The 16,984-nt window shown below is 72.5% G+C and carries 18 protein-coding genes; 10 read left to right on the top strand and 8 right to left on the bottom strand.

The window, feature by feature from the left end; genetic code table 11:
* Positions 1-9 precede the first annotated feature (9 nt).
* Both ACIQVT_RS10870 and ACIQVT_RS10865 read left to right on the top strand, forming a co-directional pair.
* Complete coding sequence (locus tag ACIQVT_RS10870; protein WP_403750591.1) at positions 10-591, top strand: hypothetical protein; 582 nt, start codon at positions 10-12, stop codon at positions 589-591.
* 7 nt (positions 592-598) lie between these two features.
* Positions 599-1,222, top strand: coding sequence for an OmpA family protein (locus ACIQVT_RS10865; protein WP_403750589.1), 624 nt, complete (start codon positions 599-601; stop codon positions 1,220-1,222).
* A 10-nt stretch (positions 1,223-1,232) separates the two neighbouring features.
* On the opposite strand, the gene ACIQVT_RS10860 is transcribed toward ACIQVT_RS10865, so the two are convergent.
* Positions 1,233-1,661 carry a DUF192 domain-containing protein gene (locus ACIQVT_RS10860; RefSeq protein WP_403750587.1) on the bottom strand — a complete coding sequence of 143 codons (429 nt, stop codon included), beginning with the start codon at positions 1,659-1,661 and terminating at the stop codon, positions 1,233-1,235.
* 89 nt (positions 1,662-1,750) lie between these two features.
* On the opposite strand from ACIQVT_RS10860, the gene ACIQVT_RS10855 reads away from it, so the two are divergent.
* From ACIQVT_RS10855 to ACIQVT_RS10825, 7 genes are all read left to right on the top strand, one after another.
* Positions 1,751-2,623 (top strand): LLM class flavin-dependent oxidoreductase, encoded by an 873-nt coding sequence (locus ACIQVT_RS10855; RefSeq protein WP_403750585.1) that lies wholly within the window; start codon positions 1,751-1,753, stop codon positions 2,621-2,623.
* 41 nt (positions 2,624-2,664) lie between these two features.
* Positions 2,665-3,162: a GNAT family N-acetyltransferase gene (locus ACIQVT_RS10850; protein WP_403750583.1), complete on the top strand. Its 498-nt coding sequence runs from the start codon at positions 2,665-2,667 to the stop codon at positions 3,160-3,162.
* Positions 3,159-3,947, top strand: a complete 789-nt coding sequence (locus tag ACIQVT_RS10845; RefSeq protein ID WP_403750581.1) for a class I SAM-dependent methyltransferase — start codon at positions 3,159-3,161, stop codon at positions 3,945-3,947. The genes ACIQVT_RS10850 and ACIQVT_RS10845 overlap by 4 nt, the downstream gene beginning before the upstream one ends.
* Positions 3,948-4,515: 568 nt before the next feature.
* A complete protein-coding gene (locus tag ACIQVT_RS10840) occupies positions 4,516-5,289 on the top strand; it encodes an isoprenyl transferase (RefSeq protein WP_403750579.1) in 774 nt (257 codons plus the stop codon).
* 403 nt (positions 5,290-5,692) lie between these two features.
* Entirely contained in the window at positions 5,693-7,018 is a 1,326-nt protein-coding gene (locus ACIQVT_RS10835) for a PhoH family protein (RefSeq protein WP_403750578.1), read from the top strand.
* A gap of 399 nt (positions 7,019-7,417) precedes the next feature.
* Complete coding sequence (locus ACIQVT_RS10830) at positions 7,418-8,140, top strand: transglycosylase SLT domain-containing protein (protein WP_403750576.1); 723 nt, start codon at positions 7,418-7,420, stop codon at positions 8,138-8,140.
* A 139-nt stretch (positions 8,141-8,279) separates the two neighbouring features.
* Positions 8,280-9,683 carry an AI-2E family transporter gene (locus tag ACIQVT_RS10825; RefSeq protein ID WP_403750574.1) on the top strand — a complete coding sequence of 468 codons (1,404 nt, stop codon included), beginning with the start codon at positions 8,280-8,282 and terminating at the stop codon, positions 9,681-9,683.
* Positions 9,684-9,708: 25 nt separating this feature from the next.
* On the opposite strand, the gene ACIQVT_RS10820 is transcribed toward ACIQVT_RS10825, so the two are convergent.
* Together ACIQVT_RS10820 and ACIQVT_RS10815 are read right to left on the bottom strand one after the other, a co-directional pair.
* Positions 9,709-10,242 (bottom strand): alkyl hydroperoxide reductase, encoded by a 534-nt coding sequence (locus tag ACIQVT_RS10820; protein ID WP_356818321.1) that lies wholly within the window; start codon positions 10,240-10,242, stop codon positions 9,709-9,711.
* Positions 10,243-10,245: 3 nt separating this feature from the next.
* The gene (locus ACIQVT_RS10815) at positions 10,246-10,800 is read right to left on the bottom strand and encodes a peroxiredoxin (RefSeq protein WP_403750570.1); all 555 of its coding nucleotides are present in this window, start codon (positions 10,798-10,800) and stop codon (positions 10,246-10,248) included.
* Positions 10,801-10,932: 132 nt separating this feature from the next.
* Between ACIQVT_RS10815 and ACIQVT_RS10810 the strand changes: the two genes are divergently transcribed.
* A complete protein-coding gene (locus tag ACIQVT_RS10810; protein WP_403750568.1) occupies positions 10,933-11,889 on the top strand; it encodes a LysR substrate-binding domain-containing protein in 957 nt (318 codons plus the stop codon).
* A 72-nt stretch (positions 11,890-11,961) separates the two neighbouring features.
* Here ACIQVT_RS10810 and ACIQVT_RS10805 read toward each other — a convergent pair whose 3' ends face one another.
* The 5 genes from ACIQVT_RS10805 to ACIQVT_RS10785 form a co-directional block, all read right to left on the bottom strand.
* The gene (locus ACIQVT_RS10805; protein WP_403750566.1) at positions 11,962-14,292 is read right to left on the bottom strand and encodes an ABC transporter permease; all 2,331 of its coding nucleotides are present in this window, start codon (positions 14,290-14,292) and stop codon (positions 11,962-11,964) included.
* Positions 14,289-14,978, bottom strand: coding sequence for an ABC transporter ATP-binding protein (locus ACIQVT_RS10800; RefSeq protein WP_403750564.1), 690 nt, complete (start codon positions 14,976-14,978; stop codon positions 14,289-14,291). Before ACIQVT_RS10800 ends, ACIQVT_RS10805 begins: the two co-directional genes overlap by 4 nt.
* Positions 14,975-15,499, bottom strand: coding sequence for a PadR family transcriptional regulator (locus ACIQVT_RS10795; RefSeq protein ID WP_403750563.1), 525 nt, complete (start codon positions 15,497-15,499; stop codon positions 14,975-14,977). The genes ACIQVT_RS10800 and ACIQVT_RS10795 overlap by 4 nt, the downstream gene beginning before the upstream one ends.
* Positions 15,500-15,593: 94 nt before the next feature.
* Positions 15,594-15,920, bottom strand: coding sequence for a hypothetical protein (locus ACIQVT_RS10790; protein ID WP_403750562.1), 327 nt, complete (start codon positions 15,918-15,920; stop codon positions 15,594-15,596).
* Positions 15,866-16,759 (bottom strand): SPFH domain-containing protein, encoded by an 894-nt coding sequence (locus ACIQVT_RS10785; RefSeq protein WP_403750939.1) that lies wholly within the window; start codon positions 16,757-16,759, stop codon positions 15,866-15,868. Before ACIQVT_RS10785 ends, ACIQVT_RS10790 begins: the two co-directional genes overlap by 55 nt.
* Between the last annotated feature and the right edge of the window lie 225 nt (positions 16,760-16,984).

Raw genomic sequence — 16,984 nt, 5'->3', positions numbered from 1 at the left:
AGCGGAGCGATGAGCATTCGGATGACTGCGAAGGTCCGCAGGGGGGTGGTCGCGTGGTCGGTCGCGGCCGGCTTGGCCGTCGGCGCGGCCGGCTGCGGGGGAAGCGGCGGTGACGACGAGAAGCCCCACAGTTCGGCGTCGGCCTCCAAGGCCACCGGTTCCGGCCCGAGCGCCCAGGAAGGACGTACCGAGCGACCGCTCGCCGAACTGAAGGGCTCGGACGGACTCCTGCTCCAGGTCACGTCGGCGCAACGCGACTCGGGAGGCTTCGTCACCGTCAACGGCACGCTGAAGAACGACGGGGCCGGCAGCGTCGTCATCCCCTCCGCCCTGAGCGGCAACGAGACCGAGATCCTCAGGAACGGCAGATCCCTGGGCGGCGCCACGCTCATCGACCCCCGGGGCAAGAAGCGGTACTACGTCCTGCGCGACACCGAGGGCCGCCCCCTGACGACGACGGGTTTCTCGACCCTCAGGGCAGGCGCCGACCTGGCGGTCTTCATGCAGTTCCCGGCGCCGCCCGCCACCGCGTCCGAGGTGGACCTCCAGCTGCCGACCTTCTCCTCCGCCACCATCAAGATCTCCGGGTGAGGCAGCAGTGACCACCACGCCCCGGCTCGCCTTCACGGCCGCCGTCCTGCTGTTCGCGGCGTACGCGCACGCCGCCCCCGCGGTCGCCGACGACGCCGGTCCCAGCGCCCCGCCCGGCACCGCCCCCTCCGCCGCCGCCCCGGTGCGGGTGGACCCCACCGATCCGGACCTGAAGCTCCCGGAGGGCGCCACGCTGGCCGGGGCCAAGGTGCTGGACATCAAGTCGGTCGTGGAGGACCAGAGCGGGGACGAACGGCGCGAGGACACCAACGCCGACGTCACCTTCGCGCTCCAGGCCGAGGTGCTCTTCGGCAAGGACAGCGCCGAACTCGGCGGCGCGGCGAAGGCCCGTGTCTCGGTCATCGTGGAGGAGATCAGGAAGCAGCACGCGACCCGCGTCCGCGTCTTCGGCTTCACCGACGACCTCGGCTCCGCCGCCCACGGCGACGTCCTCTCCCGCAAGCGCGCCGACGCCGTGCAGGCCGTCCTGGACCAGGATCTCGACGACCCGGGGGTCACGTTCGACGTCCGCGGCTACGGCGAGCAGTACCCGATCGCCGACAACTCCACCGAGGCCGGCCGGAAGAAGAACCGCCGGGTGGAGGTGTCCTTCCCGCGCACCGGGCCGTGAGCCCCGTCCCTCACCCGACGGACACCTCCACCCGCACCCCGGGCCGCAGCCCCCACCTCGCCATCGCCCCGGCCTCCGCCTCCAGCACGTGCCGGGCCCGCGGCCGGGGCAGGCCCAGGCGGCCCGGGCGCATCGTGCGGACGGCGAGCACGGTCAGGCGCCGGTCCAGGTAGGCGACGTCGATGGGGATCCGCATCCCGAACGTGTGCACCCCGCTCGCCGGTGTCAGCAGCAGCACCCCGTCGACCGCGTCCCGGCCCAGGAGGCCCCGCGTCCGCGCCCGGTAGGAGGCGGCGATCTCCAGGGGGACGGCGGCGCCGAGCGCCTCCCCGGTACCGGCCCGCAGGACCAGCAGACCACGCCCGTCCCGCCGCCACCCACCCCGCTTCCGGCCCCAGGCCCCCCGCGCACCCCCGCCCGTGCCCGTGCCCTTCCGCATGCGCCGTCTCCCTCCCCCACGGGGAGCGGGACGGCCCCCCGTGCGTAAATGCGTTGCCCTTCCTCCGTCCTCCCCACTACGAAGGGTCCATGACCACATTCGGTGTCGTGTTTCGTCCCCAGCTCCCGCCCGAACGGCTGCGGGCCGTCGCCCGCCTCGCGGACGAGACGGGGATCGAGGAGCTGTGGCTGTGGGAGGACTGCTTCCTGGAGGGCGGGGTGTCCACGGCCGCCGCGGCGCTCGCCTGGACCGAGCGGGTCCGGGTCGGCATCGGCCTGTTGCCCGTGCCGCTCAGGAACGTGGCGGTCACCGCCATGGAGGCCGCCACCCTGGAGCGCCTGTTCCCCGGCCGGGCCGTGCTGACGGTGGGCCACGGGGTGCAGGACTGGATGGGGCAGGTCGGCGCCCGGGCCGACTCGCCGCTCGCCTTGCTCGGTGAGCACCTCGACGCACTGCGCGCCCTGCTGCGCGGGGAGCGGGTCAGCGTGCGCGGACGGTACGTCCGGCTGGACGACGTCGCCCTCGACTGGCCCCCGCCGCACCCGGTCGACGTGCTCGCCGGCGGCACCGGCCCCCGCACCCTCCGGCTCACCGGTGAGAAGGCCGACGGCACCCTGCTGACGGCGACCACCTCCGTGGACGGCGTACGGCGGGCCCGGCGGCTCGCCGAGGAGGGGCGGCGGGCCGCCGGGCGCGACGGCCACCACCGGGTGGTCGTCTACCTCCTGGCCGCCACGGGGGCGGGCGCCGCCGACCGGCTGCGCGCCGAACTCGCCGCCGAGGGGGTCGCGTCGGTGCCGGACGTGGGGGTGGCGGGGGACGCCGCCGAAGTGGCCGCGGCCGTGCGGCGCCTCGCGGAGGCCGGGGCGGACACCGTCGTCCTCCAGCCGACGGCGGACGAACCCGACCCGGAGGGTTTCGTGCGCTTCGCCGCCGAGCGGGTCAGGCCCCTGCTGCCGTGAACGACAGGGGCGTTGTCAGTGGCGCCTGCCACACTGCCCGCATGACCGAAGCATCCGACACCGTCGCCCTGCGGAACGTCTCGGACGAGGATCTGGAGATCCTCTTCGGCTACGAGCACGACCCGGTAGCCGTCCGGCGTTCGGCGTTCACGCCCCGGCCCCGGGACGCCTTCTTCCGGCACTGGCGGGAGCGGGTGCTGCCGGACCCGGACTCCCTGGTGCGGGCGGTCACGGTCGGTGGGGAGGTCGCCGGCAGCGTCGTGTCGTGGACCATGGACGGCCGCCGGTACGTCGGGTACTGGCTCGGCCGGGCCTTCTGGGGCCGCGGCGTCGGCACCCGCGCGCTCGGCCTCTTCCTGGAGCTGGAGCGGGTGCGTCCGCTGTACGCCGACCCGTTCGCCGGCAACACCGCCTCCGTCCGGCTGCTGGGAAGACACGGCTTCGAGCGGATCGGCACGGTCCGGGACGGGGAGCGCGAGCACGTACTGCTGGCCCTCGGGGAGCCCGCCCCCGCGGCCGGCGGGAGCATGGAGAGATGACGGTGGACCGCTCGTTCGAGGACCTCGTGGCCGAAGGTGCCGCCGTACCCACCGAGGGATGGGACTTCTCCTGGTTCGAGGGGCGGGCCACCGAGGCGCGCCCCTCGTGGGGGTACGCCCGCTCGGCCGGGGAGCGGCTGGCCGGCGCCGGGGCCGCGCTGGACGTCCAGACCGGTGGCGGGGAGGTGCTGGACTTCGCGCTGGGCCGGGCGGAGCCGGACCGGCCGGTGCTGCTCGCGGCGACGGAGGGCTGGCCGCCGAACGTGGCCCGGGCGACGGCGCTGCTGAGACCGCGCGGTGTGGCGGTGGTCGCCGCGCCGGAGGACGCGCCGCTGCCGTTCGCGGACGGGACGTTCGACCTGGTGCTCAGCCGGCACCCGGTGCGCCCCCACTGGGACGAGATCGCCCGGGTGCTGCGGCCCGGCGGCACGTACTTCGCCCAGCACGTGGGCCCGGCGAGCGTCTTCGAGCTGGTCGAGTACTTCCTCGGACCGCAGCCCGCCGGGGTGCGGTCCGCGCGCGACCCGGAGCGGGAGCGGGCCGATGCCGAGGCGGCGGGCCTGGAGGTGGTGGGGTTGCGGGCGGAGCGGCTGCGGATGGAGTTCCGGGACGTCGGCGCGGTCGTCCACTTCCTGCGCAAGGTGGTCTGGATGGTCCCCGGTTTCACCGTCGAGGCGTACGAGTCCCGCCTGCGCGAGCTGCACGCGCACATCGGGGCGCGCGGGCCGTTCGTGGCGCACAGTTCCCGGCACCTGTTCGACGTGCGCAAGCCGGTCCGCCGGTGAGCGCGCGCGCCGGCCGGCGGCGGGACCGCCGCGTCACCGCGCGCTGACGGCATCGCCCGACGGGGGGACGCGCGGGCGCCGCGCCGACACATCCCAAGATGGCCCAATCCTTACGAATGCACGTGCATTCGGCCGGATCTGCCTGGGATTGCGCAGCGATCCGGCCGGAGCGCACCGCTGAATCCAGCATTCCGCCACCATCGGGGCGTCGCCGCGTGATTCCGGAGAGTAGTTGTGGCGCGCCGATGCACCCACCATCACTTACGAAGGGTTATGGTGGAAACCCCCCCTCGGGCCGGTCCGTCTCCCCCCCACGGACCGGCCCGTTTTTTCGTCCCCGGGCCGGAACCCCCGGCCGCCGGTCCGGCGTCCTGACCGGCGAGGGCCCCGCCGCACGGCGGCGGCTCGCCCCGGTGGCGCCGCCCCGGCGGACCGCCCGGTGGCGAAACCGTACGAACCCCCGGAACCCCCCCGGACCCCCAAGCCCCGGGCCGGAACCAGGCCTTCGGCAGGGGTAGGCTCAACGGCTCCGGCACCCCTGCTCAGCGCCCAACCCCCGGAGGGTCACGTGAACCTGCGCGACAAGCTGCGCGGCCTGCTCGTCAGGCTCTACGCACGCCGGGTGGAAGGCCACCTGGACCACGCTCAGGTGCCCAAGCACATCGGCGTCATCATGGACGGCAATCGCCGCTGGGCGAAGGCGAGCGGCTCCACCACCGTGCACGGGCACCGAGCCGGCGCCGAGAAGATCGAGGAGTTCCTCGGCTGGTGCTCCGAGACGGACGTCGAGGTGGTCACCCTGTGGCTGCTGTCGACCGACAACTTCGACCGGCCGCGGGACGAGCTGGTCCCGCTGCTCGGCATCATCGAGGACGTCGTGCGCACCCTCGCCGCCGACGGCCGCTGGCGCGTGCACCACGTGGGCACCCTGGACCTGCTCCCCGCGGGCATGCAGCGCACGCTGAAGGAAGCCGAGGAGGCCACCGCCGACACCGCCGGCATAGTCGTCAACGTGGCCATCGGCTACGGCGGCCGGCAGGAGATCGCCGACGCCGTGCGCTCCATGCTGCTGGACGCCCAGGACAAGGGCGTGCCGCTGGCGGAACTCGCCGACTCCGTCGACGTGGACATGATCGGCCGGCACCTGTACACCGGCGCCCAGCCCGACCCGGACCTGGTGATCCGCACCAGCGGGGAGCAGCGGCTGTCCGGATTCATGCTCTGGCAGACCGCGCACTCGGAGTACTACTTCTGCGAGGTCTTCTGGCCGGCCTTCCGCAAGGTCGACTTCCTGCGCGCCCTGCGCGACTACGCCGCACGTCACCGGCGCTACGGCGGCTGACCCGCGGTTCCCGCCCCGTCACCCGGCCGGTGACGGGGCCTGTTCGTACCCCCCGCGTGGGGCGGACGCAAGCAGGAGTTCACCGTCGCGCTGTTGGCCGCATTTGCATGGCGGCGCGTGTTCGAGGGCATAGTCCAGACAGGTCGACACCCGAACCACGGGTGTCGTATCTCAGCGGGCGGCTCGGGGCCGTCCGCCCGGGAGGCCCCTTGCACCAGCCCGATCGTGCGGTCACGGCACGGACGAAGCGGCGGAGGGCCGGTCGCCGGCCCGACGCGGGGCGGCCGACGGCCGGCACGGACTCCTCCGTCGTGCCGGGCTGTGTCTTCCCAGCCTCTCCGCCCTCCCGGCCCTGCTCCCACTCCGTCGCTCCCCGACCTCATCCGAGGGGGTACGTCCTTCCGTGGTGACCAGCACAAAGCGCCACAAGCCAGACCGGCGCACCTATGTCCTCGACACCAGCGTCCTGCTGGCCGACCCCAACGCCCTGACCCGCTTCGACGAGCACGAGGTCGTGCTCCCCATCGTGGTGGTCACGGAACTGGAGGCCAAGCGGCACCATCCCGAGCTCGGCTACTTCGCCCGCCAGGCGCTGCGCCTGCTGGACGACTACCGGGTGAAGCACGGTCGCCTCGACGCCCCCATCCCGATCGGCGAACTCGGCGGGACCGTCCGTGTCGAGCTGAACCACTCGGACCCCAGCGTGCTGCCCAGCGGCTACCGCCTGGGGGACAACGACTCCCGCATCCTCGCGGTCGCCCGCAACCTCCAGGCCGAGGGGTACGACGTCACCGTCGTGTCGAAGGACCTGCCGCTGCGCATCAAGGCGTCCTCGGTCGGGCTCCTCGCCGAGGAGTACCGGGCCGAACTCGCCATCACGGAGAACTCCGGCTGGACCGGGATGTCCGAACTCGTCCTCCCGGGCGAGCAGGTGGACATCCTGTTCGAGGAAGGACGGGTGTACGTCCCGGAGGCGGCCGACCTGCCCGTGCACACCGGGCTGACCGTCCAGTCCGAGCGCGGAAAGGCGCTCGGCCGGGTCACCGCCGACGGCAACGTCCGTCTGGTGCGCGGGGACCGGGAGGCGTTCGGCATCAAGGGCCGCAGCGCCGAGCAGCGCATCGCGCTGGACCTGCTGCTCGACCCGGACGTGGGCATCGTCTCGATGGGCGGCCGGGCCGGCACCGGCAAGTCGGCGCTGGCGCTGTGCGCGGGCCTGGAGGCGGTCCTGGAGCGCCGCCAGCACAAGAAGGTGATGGTCTTCCGGCCGCTGTACGCGGTCGGCGGGCAGGAACTGGGCTATCTGCCGGGCTCGGAGTCCGAGAAGATGAGCCCCTGGGCGCAGGCCGTCTTCGACACCCTCTCCGCGGTCACCAGCCGCGAGGTCATCGAGGAGGTCACCGCGCGCGGGATGCTGGAGGTGCTCCCGCTCACCCACATCCGTGGGCGCTCGCTGCACGACGCGTTCGTCATCGTGGACGAGGCGCAGTCCCTCGAACGCAACGTGCTGCTCACGGTGCTGTCGCGGATCGGCGCCAACTCGCGGGTGGTGCTGACCCACGACGTGGCCCAGCGGGACAACCTGCGCGTCGGCCGGTACGACGGCGTGGTGGCCGTGGTCGAGAAGCTGAAGGGGCACCCCCTCTTCGCCCACGTCACCCTGACGCGTTCCGAGAGGTCCCAGATCGCGGCGCTTGTGACCGAAATGCTGGAGGACGGCCACATCTGACCCCGGGGCACGCCACGAGGCGCCGTTCGGCAAAGGCTCAGGAGCCTAGCCGGGCGGCGCCTTCGTGTGTGGGGGTTTCCTGAAATCACCGGGCGCAAACAGGATGTGAGCTTTCACACGCAACACAGAATTGCCACCCGCCCTCGGGTTACGGCAAAGTCTCAGTCCTGTCAGGCCCCGCATACGGCACACGTGTACCCCCAGCGGTATGGCACCACAGCAGCACCTCCAACTCCATAACGACGCCGTATGCCGCCCGAGCACCACGCGGCGCTCCCTCCAGGGGGAGTTGCCCACCGGGCCCGCGCCTCCCGTGACCCCGCAGTTGGGAGGCCAGTGTCAGGGGCACGATCGCGTCCGCCAGGGTCACCGAAGCGGACGGTGCTGGAAGGAAACCGTGTGAGCCGGATTTCGGTCCGGGGATTCGCAGTGGCCTCGGCCACCGCGGTCACCGCCGTCGGAAGCGTCGTCGGAGTTGCCTCGGGCAGCACCGCGCAGACCAACGACGCCGAGGCGACGGCAGCCGACGCGACGCTCCTCGCGGACATCCCCGCGTCTCAGCAGGCGCAGGTGCAGACCGCGTCCCTCACGCAGCAGGCCGACGCACAGGCCATCGCCGCGGACTCGAGTGCCAAGAAGGACGCGGAGGCAGCGGCCCGCAAGGCGGCCGCCGAGACCGCGATCGCGAAGAAGGAGGCCGCGGAGAACGCGGCCAAGGCAGCCGAGAAGGCGGCCAAGGAGCGCGCCGAGACGAAGGCCGCGGCGGCGAGCCGCGACGACGTCCGCGTCGACGTCCGCGACTCCTCCAGCTTCCCGACCCAGAGCAGCTACAGCGCGGCGCAGATCCAGGCGATGGCCCGTCAGATGGTGGCCGGCGGTCAGTTCCAGTGCTTCAGCAACATCGTGGACCACGAGTCCAGCTGGAACTACCAGGCGGTGAACGCCTCCTCCGGTGCCTACGGTCTCTTCCAGGCCCTGCCCGCCGGCAAGTACGCCTCCGCCGGTGCCGACTGGCGCACCAACCCGGCCACGCAGATCAAGTGGGGCCTCAACTACATGAACGACCGCTACGGCAGCCCGTGCCAGGCCTGGTCGTTCTGGCAGGCCAACCACTGGTACTAGGCCGACCGGTACACGTCCGGCCCCGCGCAGCCCCTCCCCGTCCTCGGGGGAGGGGCTTTCGCACTGTACGGTCGTACCCGGAACGACTCCAGGGGGGAGTGGTGGCTAGCACCCGGGGACGCGGGGGAAGAGGACGGACATGTCGCGAGTACCAGGGTGGCTCGGCCGGCTCGGAGCCGGCCTCACCGAGATGAGCGAGCGCCTCGACGAGCGCCGTGCCGAGGTGGAGAAGGACGGCACCGGGCCCGCCCGGCGCAGACGGGCCGAGGCGCCCGCCGCGGAGCCGCCCCCGCCCCCGCCCCGGCCCGCGCCGCCCTCGGGTCCGCGCCCCGATCCCGCCCAGGCCGTGCCGTGGGGCGTGCGGGTCGCCGCCGAGGCCGGCTGGCGGCTGCTGGTGCTGGCCGGCACGGTGTGGGTGCTGATGCGGGTCATCAGCGCCATCCAGCTGGTGGTGTTCGCCTTCGTCATCGCCCTGCTGGTCACCGCGCTGCTCCAGCCGACGGTCGCCCGGCTCCGGCGGCGCGGGGTGCCGCGCGGCCCGGCCACCGCGCTGACCGCCGTCGCCGGCTTCGTCGTCATCGGCCTGATGGGCTGGTTCGTGACGTGGCAGGTGATGGAGAACATCGACACGCTCTCCACCCAGATACAGAGCGGCATCGACGACCTGCGCAACTGGCTGCTGAAGAGCCCGTTCCACGTCACCGACAAGCAGATCAACCAGATCGCCAAGAACCTCCGTGAGGCCATCGGCGCCAACGCCGACCAGATAACGTCGGCCGGCCTGGAGGGCGTCCAGGTCGTCGTGGAGGCCCTGACCGGCATCCTGCTGGTGTTCTTCTCGACGCTGTTCCTGCTCTACGACGGTGAGCGCATCTGGCAGTGGTTCCTGAAGCTGGTGCCGTCCGCGGCCCGGCCGGGTGTGGCCGGCGCCGGCCCGCGCGCCTGGCGGACCCTGACCGCCTACGTCCGCGGCACGGTCCTGGTCGCCCTGATCGACGCCATCTTCATCGGTATCGGCATCTACTTCCTCGACGTGCCGATGGCCGTGCCGCTGGCCGTCTTCATCTTCCTGTTCTCCTTCATCCCGCTGGTGGGCGCGGTGGCCTCCGGCGCGCTCGCGGTGATCGTGGCGCTGGTGACCCAGGGTGTCTTCGCCGCCGTCATGACCCTCGCCGTGGTCCTCGCGGTCCAGCAGATCGAGGGACACGTCCTCCAGCCGTTCATCCTCGGCCGCGCGGTCCGTGTCCATCCGCTGGCGGTCGTGCTGACCGTGGCGGCCGGCGGCATGGTGGCCGGCATCGGCGGCGCCGTGGTGGCCGTACCGCTGGTGGCGGTGACGAACACGGTGGTCGGTTACCTGCGGACGTACGCCCAGGAGGCCCAGGACGGCGAGACGCCCGAGGACGGGGCCGCCGAGGCGGACGGCACCGGCGACACCGGTGGCACCGGCGGGGACGACGACGGGGCGGGCGACGGGATCGCCGACGCCAGCGCGGAGGACGTCCCCCTCGAAGACGCGCGGAACCCCGCCCACCAGGGGTGAGCGGGGTTGACGGTGGGCGGCTGTCCTACTCGGACAGCACCGCCTCCGCGTCGAGGGTGACGCCGACGGCCTGTACCACGGAGGCGATCTTGAACGCCTCCTGGACGGTCTCGCGCTCCACGCCGGCCTTGCGCAGCACCTGCTCGTGCGAGTCCAGGCACATGCCGCAGCCGTTGATCGCGGACACCGCGAACGACCACAGTTCGAAGTCGACCTTCTCCACGCCCGGGTTGCCGATGACGTTCATCCGCAGGCCCGCGCGCAGGGTGCCGTACTCGTGGTCGGACAGCAGGTGCCGGGTGCGGTAGAAGACGTTGTTCATCGCCATCACCGCGGCGGCGGCCTTGGCGGCCGTGTACGCCTCGGGCGACAGGTTGGCCTTCGCCTCGGGCTCCAGCTCACGCAGCACGATCGGGGAGCGGGAGGCGATGGCCGTGGCCAGCACCGTGCCCCACAGCTGCTGCGCGGGCAGCTCGGAGTTGCCGATGACCGAGCCCAGGTTGAGCTTCAGGTCCTTGGCGTAGTCCGGTACCCGGGACTTCAGGGAGTCGAGCGACATGGGTCACTCACCAGCCAGCAGCGCGACCGGGTCAAGGGTCTCCTCGCCCTTGCTCCAGTTGCACGGGCACAGCTCGTCGGTCTGGAGGGCGTCCAGGACCCGCAGGACCTCCTTGGGGTTGCGCCCCACGGAACCGGCGGTGACCATCGTGAACTGGATCTCGTGGCTCGGGTCGACGATGAAGACGGCACGCTGCGCGAAGCCGTCCTCGCCCTCGATGCCCAGCGCGCGCATCAGCTCGTGCTTGGAGTCGGCCATCATCGGGAACGGCAGGTCGGTCAGGTCCGGGTGGTCCTTGCGCCACGCGTGGTGGACGAACTCGGAGTCACCGGAGAAGCCGAGGATCTGCGCGTCGCGGTCGGCGAACTCGTCGTTCAGCTTCCCGAACGCGGCGATCTCGGTCGGGCACACGAACGTGAAGTCCTTGGGCCACGCGAAGACGACCAGCCACTTGCCCTCGTAGGACTTGTGGTGGATCTGCTCGAACTCCTGACCCTTCTCCAGCGAGACGCAGGAGGTCAGTTCGAACTCGGGGAACTTGTCACCGACAGTGAGCACACGCTCTCCTTGCAGCGAAGAAACTTCCCTTTTGGGGCGTTTCCCATGGGTTGGACGTTATTGATGTTGGCACAGGGTGCATTGATTAGGGAAATAGCTACACTCGGTCGTGTTGATCGGAGGTAGCTATCAGTGACTATAGGTAACGGAAGCAGGCGCCGACAGCCCAGCCTGGCGCAGCTGCGGGCCTTCGCCGCCGTGGCGGAGCACCTGCACTTCCGGGACGCGGCGGCGGCCATCGGGATGAGCCAGCCGGCCCTGTCCGGCGCGGTCTCGACGCTCGAGGAGACCCTCGGCGTGACCCTCCTCGAGCGTACGACCCGCAAGGTACTGCTCTCGCCCGCGGGGGAGCGGCTGGCCGTGCGGGCCAAGGCGGTGCTGGACGCGGTCGCCGCGCTCATGGAGGAGGCCGAGGCGGTCCGGGCGCCGTTCACGGGGGCGCTGCGGCTCGGGGTGATCCCCACGGTCGCGCCGTACCTGCTGCCGGCCGTGCTGCGGCTCGTCCACGAGCGCTACCCGCACCTCGACCTCCAGGTGCACGAGGAGCAGACCGCCAGCCTGGTCGACGGCCTGCACTCCGGCCGGCTCGACCTGCTGCTGCTGGCCGTACCGCTGGGCGTCCCCGGTGTGGTGGAACTGCCCCTGTTCGACGAGGACTTCGTGCTCGTCACCCCGCTCGACCACGCCCTCGGCGGCCGGGAGGGCATCCCGCGCGAGGCGCTGCGGGAGCTGAACCTGCTGCTCCTGGACGAGGGGCACTGCCTGCGCGACCAGGCCCTGGACATCTGCCGGGAGGCCGGCCGCGCGGACGCGCCGGTCACCACCACGGCCGCCGGACTGTCCACGCTGGTCCAGCTGGTGGCGGGCGGTCTGGGCTGCACCCTGCTGCCGCGCACCGCGCAGAAGCTGGAGACCGCCCGCAGCAGCCAGCTGCTGACCGGCTACTTCGCCGATCCCGCCCCCAGCCGCCGCGTCGCCTTCGCGATGCGGGCCGGCGCGGCCCGCGCCGCCGAGTACGAGGAGCTGGCGGCGGCCCTGCGCGAGGCGCTGCGCGCCCTGCCGGTGCGGGTCGTGGACGACGACGCCTGAGACGCGCGGGGGGCTCCCTCCCGTGGGGGAGACGATCCCCTCGGGAGAGAGCCCCTGCGCGTGCGGGCCCGCCTATTCCGTCCGCAGCCCCTCCGGCCGCATCAGCCGCGCCAGTGGCGGCAGGCTCAGCAGGGTGACCGTGAGGACCACGGCCGCGCCGGCGCCGGTCATCGACAGCACGCTCACCCAGTCGACGGTCACCGGGGTGGCCGTCATCCTCAGCAGCACCGCGCCGAGGCCGAGCCCCACCGCCGAGGCCAGCAGCAGGCCCAGCGTGATGGGCACCGCCGTCTGCCACAGCACCGACAGGCCCAGCGTGCGGCGCCGGGTGCCGAAGGCGACCAGCGACGACAGCAGCTTGCGCCGCTCGCGCAACTGCTCCAGCTGGGAGACCAGCAGGCTGGCCCCGATCAGCGCCAGCACCCCGACCGCGCCGACGAACAGGCCGGTGCGCAGCGAGGTGTACTTCCGGGACTGCTCGGTCGAGGACCACTGCCACGCGTCGGCGAGGGGGTCCACCCGGGCGGCCGTGTTCCGCACGTACTCCCCCGCGTCCGGCACCGACGGGTCGATGCGGACGTACACCTGGCTGTAGAGCGTCGGCGTGGCCGCGGGGGGCAGGGCGGCGGGGGTGACCAGCAGGCCGCCGACCCCGGTGTTCAGCGCGTCCTTGCGGACGGTGACCTGCGGCAGCCCGGCCGGCACCTTCCAGGGGATCTCGCGTCCGCGGTCGCTGTCCGAGTAGGTCGGGTCGAGGTAACCCGTCCCGCCCGACCGACGCAGCGCGCGCAGGCCGGCGTCGCCGTCGGCGGCGTGCACGGCGAAGACGTCGCCGTCCCGGCAGGACGGCAGGTGGGCCAGCTCCCGCAGGGCCCGGCAGTCGCCGACGGTGAAGGACGTGCTGTCGTTCGGGGCGCGGCGCCGGTCACCGAGCTCGCCGGTGGAGATCGCGACCGTGGACCTGACGCCCTTGGTGTGCTCGAACTCCCGCCCCGCGACGCGCACCTGCGTCCGGCGGGACAGGTCGACCTCCATCTGCACCCGCCCGGGATCGCGGCCGGTGTCCTTCGTGTACTGGCTCTCCACGCCCGCGAACAGCATCTGGAGCGCGATCGCCCCGGCCACCGCCACGGCGATGCCGTTGACCATGCGGGCCGCCGAGCCGCTGCCGACCTGGAGCCGCCGGACGGCCAGCTGCCAGGACACCGAGCCCGGGCCGAGCCGGGCCACCACCGCCTCCACCAGCCAGGGCAGCAGCGCGGTCACGCCGACCAGCAGCAGCATCACGCCGCCGACGACCAGGTACTGGTTGAAGTCGCCGTGGGAGCGGCCGTTGCCGATCATCGGGTACAGCATCGCCAGGCCCGCCACCGGCAGCAGCAGCCGCCACCACAGGCGCCGCCGGGCCGGCCGCGCCGCCCGCACCACGCCGAGCGGTTCGACGACCACCCCGCGCATCGCCAGCAGCGTCACCGCCACCGCGGCCGCCGGGACCGCGACGGCGACCAGCGCGACCAGCGCGGGGGAGGGGTTCAGGTAGCTGGGGAAGAAGCTCTCGCCCAGCACCTCCACGGAGCCCGCCACCTGACGTCCGATCAGGAAGAACACGGTGCCGACGACCAGTCCGAGCAGTGCTCCGGCCATCGCCTCGCCGGCCGCGATCCGGCGGGTCATCCGGCTGTCGGAGCCCACCAGCCGCAGCGCGGCCAGCCGGCGGTCGCGCCGTTCGCCGCCGAACCGCACGGCCGCGGCGATGAACACGGCGACCGGCATCAGCAGCACCACGAAGACGACCAGCATCATCAGGATGAGCACGGGGTCGGCCCGCTCGGTCGTCGGGTGCGGGTCCCCGAACGCGGACAGCCGCTGCACCGTACGGTCGACCTTCGCCTTCAGGCCGTCGGCGCCCGCGTAGTAGGCGAGTTCCCGCGACCCGATCAGCCCGGGCTCGCCGATGGTGCCGGTGACCCGGTACGGGATCCGCTCGCGCAGCAGCTTCGCCCCGTCCGAGGCGAGCAGTTCCTTCAACGCGGGCGAGGCGAACATCTCGCCCTTCGCCGGGAAGCGGTCCACGCCCGGCGGCAGCGGCGCCCGCGGCCCCTCGGCCTCCAGCAGCCGGCCCCGGACGTCCTTCGCGTGCCACTCGGTGTCCGTGGTGGCGACCAGGAGGGTGTGGTCGCTCCTGGGCGGGGTGGTCGCGCCGAAGGTGAGGTCCTGGCGGGCCTCCTCGCGCTGGTGGCGCACGGCCAGCACGTTCGGCAGCGCGGTCGTCAGCAGCAGCAGGGCCACGCCCAGGCCGACGCCGACCGCGGTCAGCACCATCCGGACCCATCCCTCGCGCCCGCCGGTGCAGGCGAACCGGACGCCCATGCCGAGGTCCCGGGCCCACTGCCGCGCGTTCATACGGCGCGCTCCATGTCCCGGGACCTGCCGTCGCGTACGACGATCTCCCGGTCGGAGTAGGCGGCCACCCGGGCCTCGTGCGTGACGAGCACCACGGCCGCGTTGGTGGAGCGGGCGGCGTCGGTGAGCAGCTCCATCACGCGTTCGCCGTTGAGGGAGTCCAGCGCGCCGGTCGGTTCGTCGGCGAACAGCACCCGCGGCTGGGTGACCAGGGCCCGCGCGACCGCGACCCGCTGGCCCTGGCCGCCGGAGACCTCGCCGGGCCGCTTGCCCCGGAGGTCATCGACCTCCAGGCGTTCCATCCAGGTCAGCGCGGCCCGTTCGGCGGCCTTGCGGGAGGTGCCGTTCAGGCGCAGCGGCAGCGCCACGTTCTCCACGCAGGTCAGTTCGGGCACGAGCTGCCCGAACTGGAAGACGAAGCCGAACTCGCTGCGGCGCAGCGCGCTGCGCCGGGCGTCGTTCATGCCGGCCAGTTCGCGGCCGTCGTAGGTGATGGAACCGGAGTCGGGCGGCACGATGCCGGCGAGGCAGTGCAGCAGCGTCGACTTGCCGGACCCGGACGGGCCCATCACGGCGACGACCTCGCCGGGGTGGATGGAGAACTCGGCGCCGTCGAGCGCGACGGTCGGGCCGTAGGCCTTGCACAGGTTCTCGGCGGTGAGCAGGGAGCCGGGCGGAGGAGTCATCGGGTCACCGCCTCACGCAGCTTGTCCAGGCGTGCCGCGGTCAGTTCCAGCCAGCGCAGGTCGGCCTCCAGGTGGAACAGGGCGTGGTCGCAGATCAGCTGGTCGGCGAGATCGCCCCGGCGCTTGCGGTCGGTCAGGATCCGCATGCTGCGCAGGTGCTCGGCACGCTGGGTGTCGAGGATGGTGGAGGCGTCCCGGTGGGTGAGGAGGGCGAGGACGACCTTGGTGTAGAGGGTCGACTGGAGGTACTCCTCCGGCTTCTCCGGGGTGGCGAGCCAGTGCTCCACGTCGGTGACGCCGGCGTCGGTGACGGCGTACCGCTTGCGCTCGGGACCGCCGCCCGCCTCGATGCCGTCGACTTCCACGAGTCCGTGCTTCAGGAGCCGGGACATCGTGGAGTAGACCTGGCCGTAGTGCAGCGGCCGGTCGTGACCGAACTTCTCGTCGAAGGCCCGCTTGAGGTCGTAACCGTGGCGCGGGCCGGACTCCAGGAGTCCTAGGAGGGTGTGACCGATGGACATGCGGAGCACTCTACACACGGTGTATACGCCGGATGTATACACCGCGTGGACAGTTGGTCGCCGGCGGTACGGCCCCGCAGGTGGGGGCCGATTGTCACGGTTCTGACACAGGCGGCCGGCCCCGCCGGGGCAATGGTCCGGCGCCCTTCGGCAGCCGCCCCGCGTCGGCCAGCGCCTGGCGCAGCAGGAACTCGATCTGCGCGTTGGCCGACCGCAGTTCGTCCCCGGCCCACCGGGCCAGCGCCTCGTACACCGACGGGTCCAGCCGCAGCAGCACCTGCTTGCGCTGCTGCGGCCGGCGCTTCGGTGCCTCCGGGGGGTCGGGTGCCTCCGGGGGGTCCGGGGACTCCGGCTCCGTGCCGTCCGTCACTGGTACAGCGTCCCGGTGTTGAGGACCGGCTGCGGGGCGCGGTCGCCGCACAGCACCACCATCAGGTTCGACACCATCGCCGCCTTGCGTTCGTCGTCCAGCTCCACGATGTCCGCCTCCGCGATCCGTGCCAGTGCCGCCTCGACCATGCCCACCGCGCCGTCGACGATCTGCCGCCGGGCCGCGACGACCGCGCCCGCCTGCTGCCGCTGGAGCATCGCCGAGGCGATCTCGGGGGCGTACGCGAGGTGCGTGAACCGCGACTCGACGACCTGTACCCCGGCCGCCTCCACCCGCGCCTGGAGTTCCACGGCCAGCTTCTCGGTGATCTCCTCGGCGTTGCCGCGCAGCGACAGGCCGTCCTCCTCGTGGGCGTCGTAGGGGTACTCGATCGCGATGTGCCGCACGGCCGTCTCGGTCTGCGTGGCGACGAACTCGGCGAAGTCGTCCACCTCGAAGGTGGCCTGCGCGGTGTCCCGGACCTTCCAGACCACGACCGCGGCCAGTTCGATCGGGTTGCCGTAGGCGTCGTTGACCTTGAGGACCGCCGTCTCGTGGTTGCGCACCCGGGTGGAGATCCGGGTCCGGGAGGTGAAGGGGTTCACCCAGCGCAGGCCGTCCTGCCGGATCGTGCCCCGGTAGCGCCCGAAGAGCTGGACGACCCGTGCCTCGCCGGGGGCGACCGTGTTCAGGCCGCGCATCGCGATGACGGCCGCGAGCAGGACGAGGATCCCGGCGGTGACGAGGCCGCCCCGGGCGCCGGCGGAGGAGGTCGCCCCGGAGGCGACGAAGAGGGCGGCCGCGGCGGCGAGGCCGGCCAGTCCGAGCAGCAGGGCGAGCCCGCCGCCGATGCTGTGGGCGGCGAACTCCCGGACCTTCGGCGCGGGCATCTCGGGGATGTCGGCCTGGACGGCCGGCTCGGATATGGACACAGGGGACCCCCGGTTCTCAGGGAGTTGGGCACCGTGTGCGCCCCGCTCCGCTCTAGCAAAGTGATATCACTTTACGCCCGCAGGCAACCCGGCGCCACCCGTTCGGCGTCGGTTCCCTGGAGGTGGGTGCTGATTGTCACGTCCGTAAAAGAACGGATCAGACGCCCTTTGTCATATAGAGGG

It is taken from the genome of Streptomyces sp. NPDC100445 (assembly GCF_044759735.1).
Classification (GTDB): Bacteria; Actinomycetota; Actinomycetes; order Streptomycetales; family Streptomycetaceae; genus Streptomyces.
The sequence above is the reverse complement of the archived record's forward strand: the minus strand, read 5'-3'. Positions and strand labels throughout refer to the sequence as shown.

What these genes read in the sequence shown, in the direction of transcription:
- ACIQVT_RS10845 (WP_403750581.1), top strand. Translation starts at nt 3,159, where the DNA reads ATGACGGTGGACCGCTCGTTCGAGGACCTCGTGGCCGAAGGTGCCGCC.
- ACIQVT_RS10850 (WP_403750583.1), top strand. Translation starts at nt 2,665, where the DNA reads ATGACCGAAGCATCCGACACCGTCGCCCTGCGGAACGTCTCGGACGAG.
- ACIQVT_RS10800 (WP_403750564.1), bottom strand. Translation starts at nt 14,978, where the DNA reads ATGACTCCTCCGCCCGGCTCCCTGCTCACCGCCGAGAACCTGTGCAAG.
- ACIQVT_RS10805 (WP_403750566.1), bottom strand. Translation starts at nt 14,292, where the DNA reads ATGAACGCGCGGCAGTGGGCCCGGGACCTCGGCATGGGCGTCCGGTTC.
- ACIQVT_RS10825 (WP_403750574.1), top strand. Translation starts at nt 8,280, where the DNA reads ATGTCGCGAGTACCAGGGTGGCTCGGCCGGCTCGGAGCCGGCCTCACC.
- ACIQVT_RS10870 (WP_403750591.1), top strand. Translation starts at nt 10, where the DNA reads ATGAGCATTCGGATGACTGCGAAGGTCCGCAGGGGGGTGGTCGCGTGG.
- ACIQVT_RS10855 (WP_403750585.1), top strand. Translation starts at nt 1,751, where the DNA reads ATGACCACATTCGGTGTCGTGTTTCGTCCCCAGCTCCCGCCCGAACGG.
- ACIQVT_RS10795 (WP_403750563.1), bottom strand. Translation starts at nt 15,499, where the DNA reads ATGTCCATCGGTCACACCCTCCTAGGACTCCTGGAGTCCGGCCCGCGC.
- ACIQVT_RS10785 (WP_403750939.1), bottom strand. Translation starts at nt 16,759, where the DNA reads ATGCCCGCGCCGAAGGTCCGGGAGTTCGCCGCCCACAGCATCGGCGGC.
- ACIQVT_RS10860 (WP_403750587.1), bottom strand. Translation starts at nt 1,661, where the DNA reads ATGCGGAAGGGCACGGGCACGGGCGGGGGTGCGCGGGGGGCCTGGGGC.
- ACIQVT_RS10820 (WP_356818321.1), bottom strand. Translation starts at nt 10,242, where the DNA reads ATGTCGCTCGACTCCCTGAAGTCCCGGGTACCGGACTACGCCAAGGAC.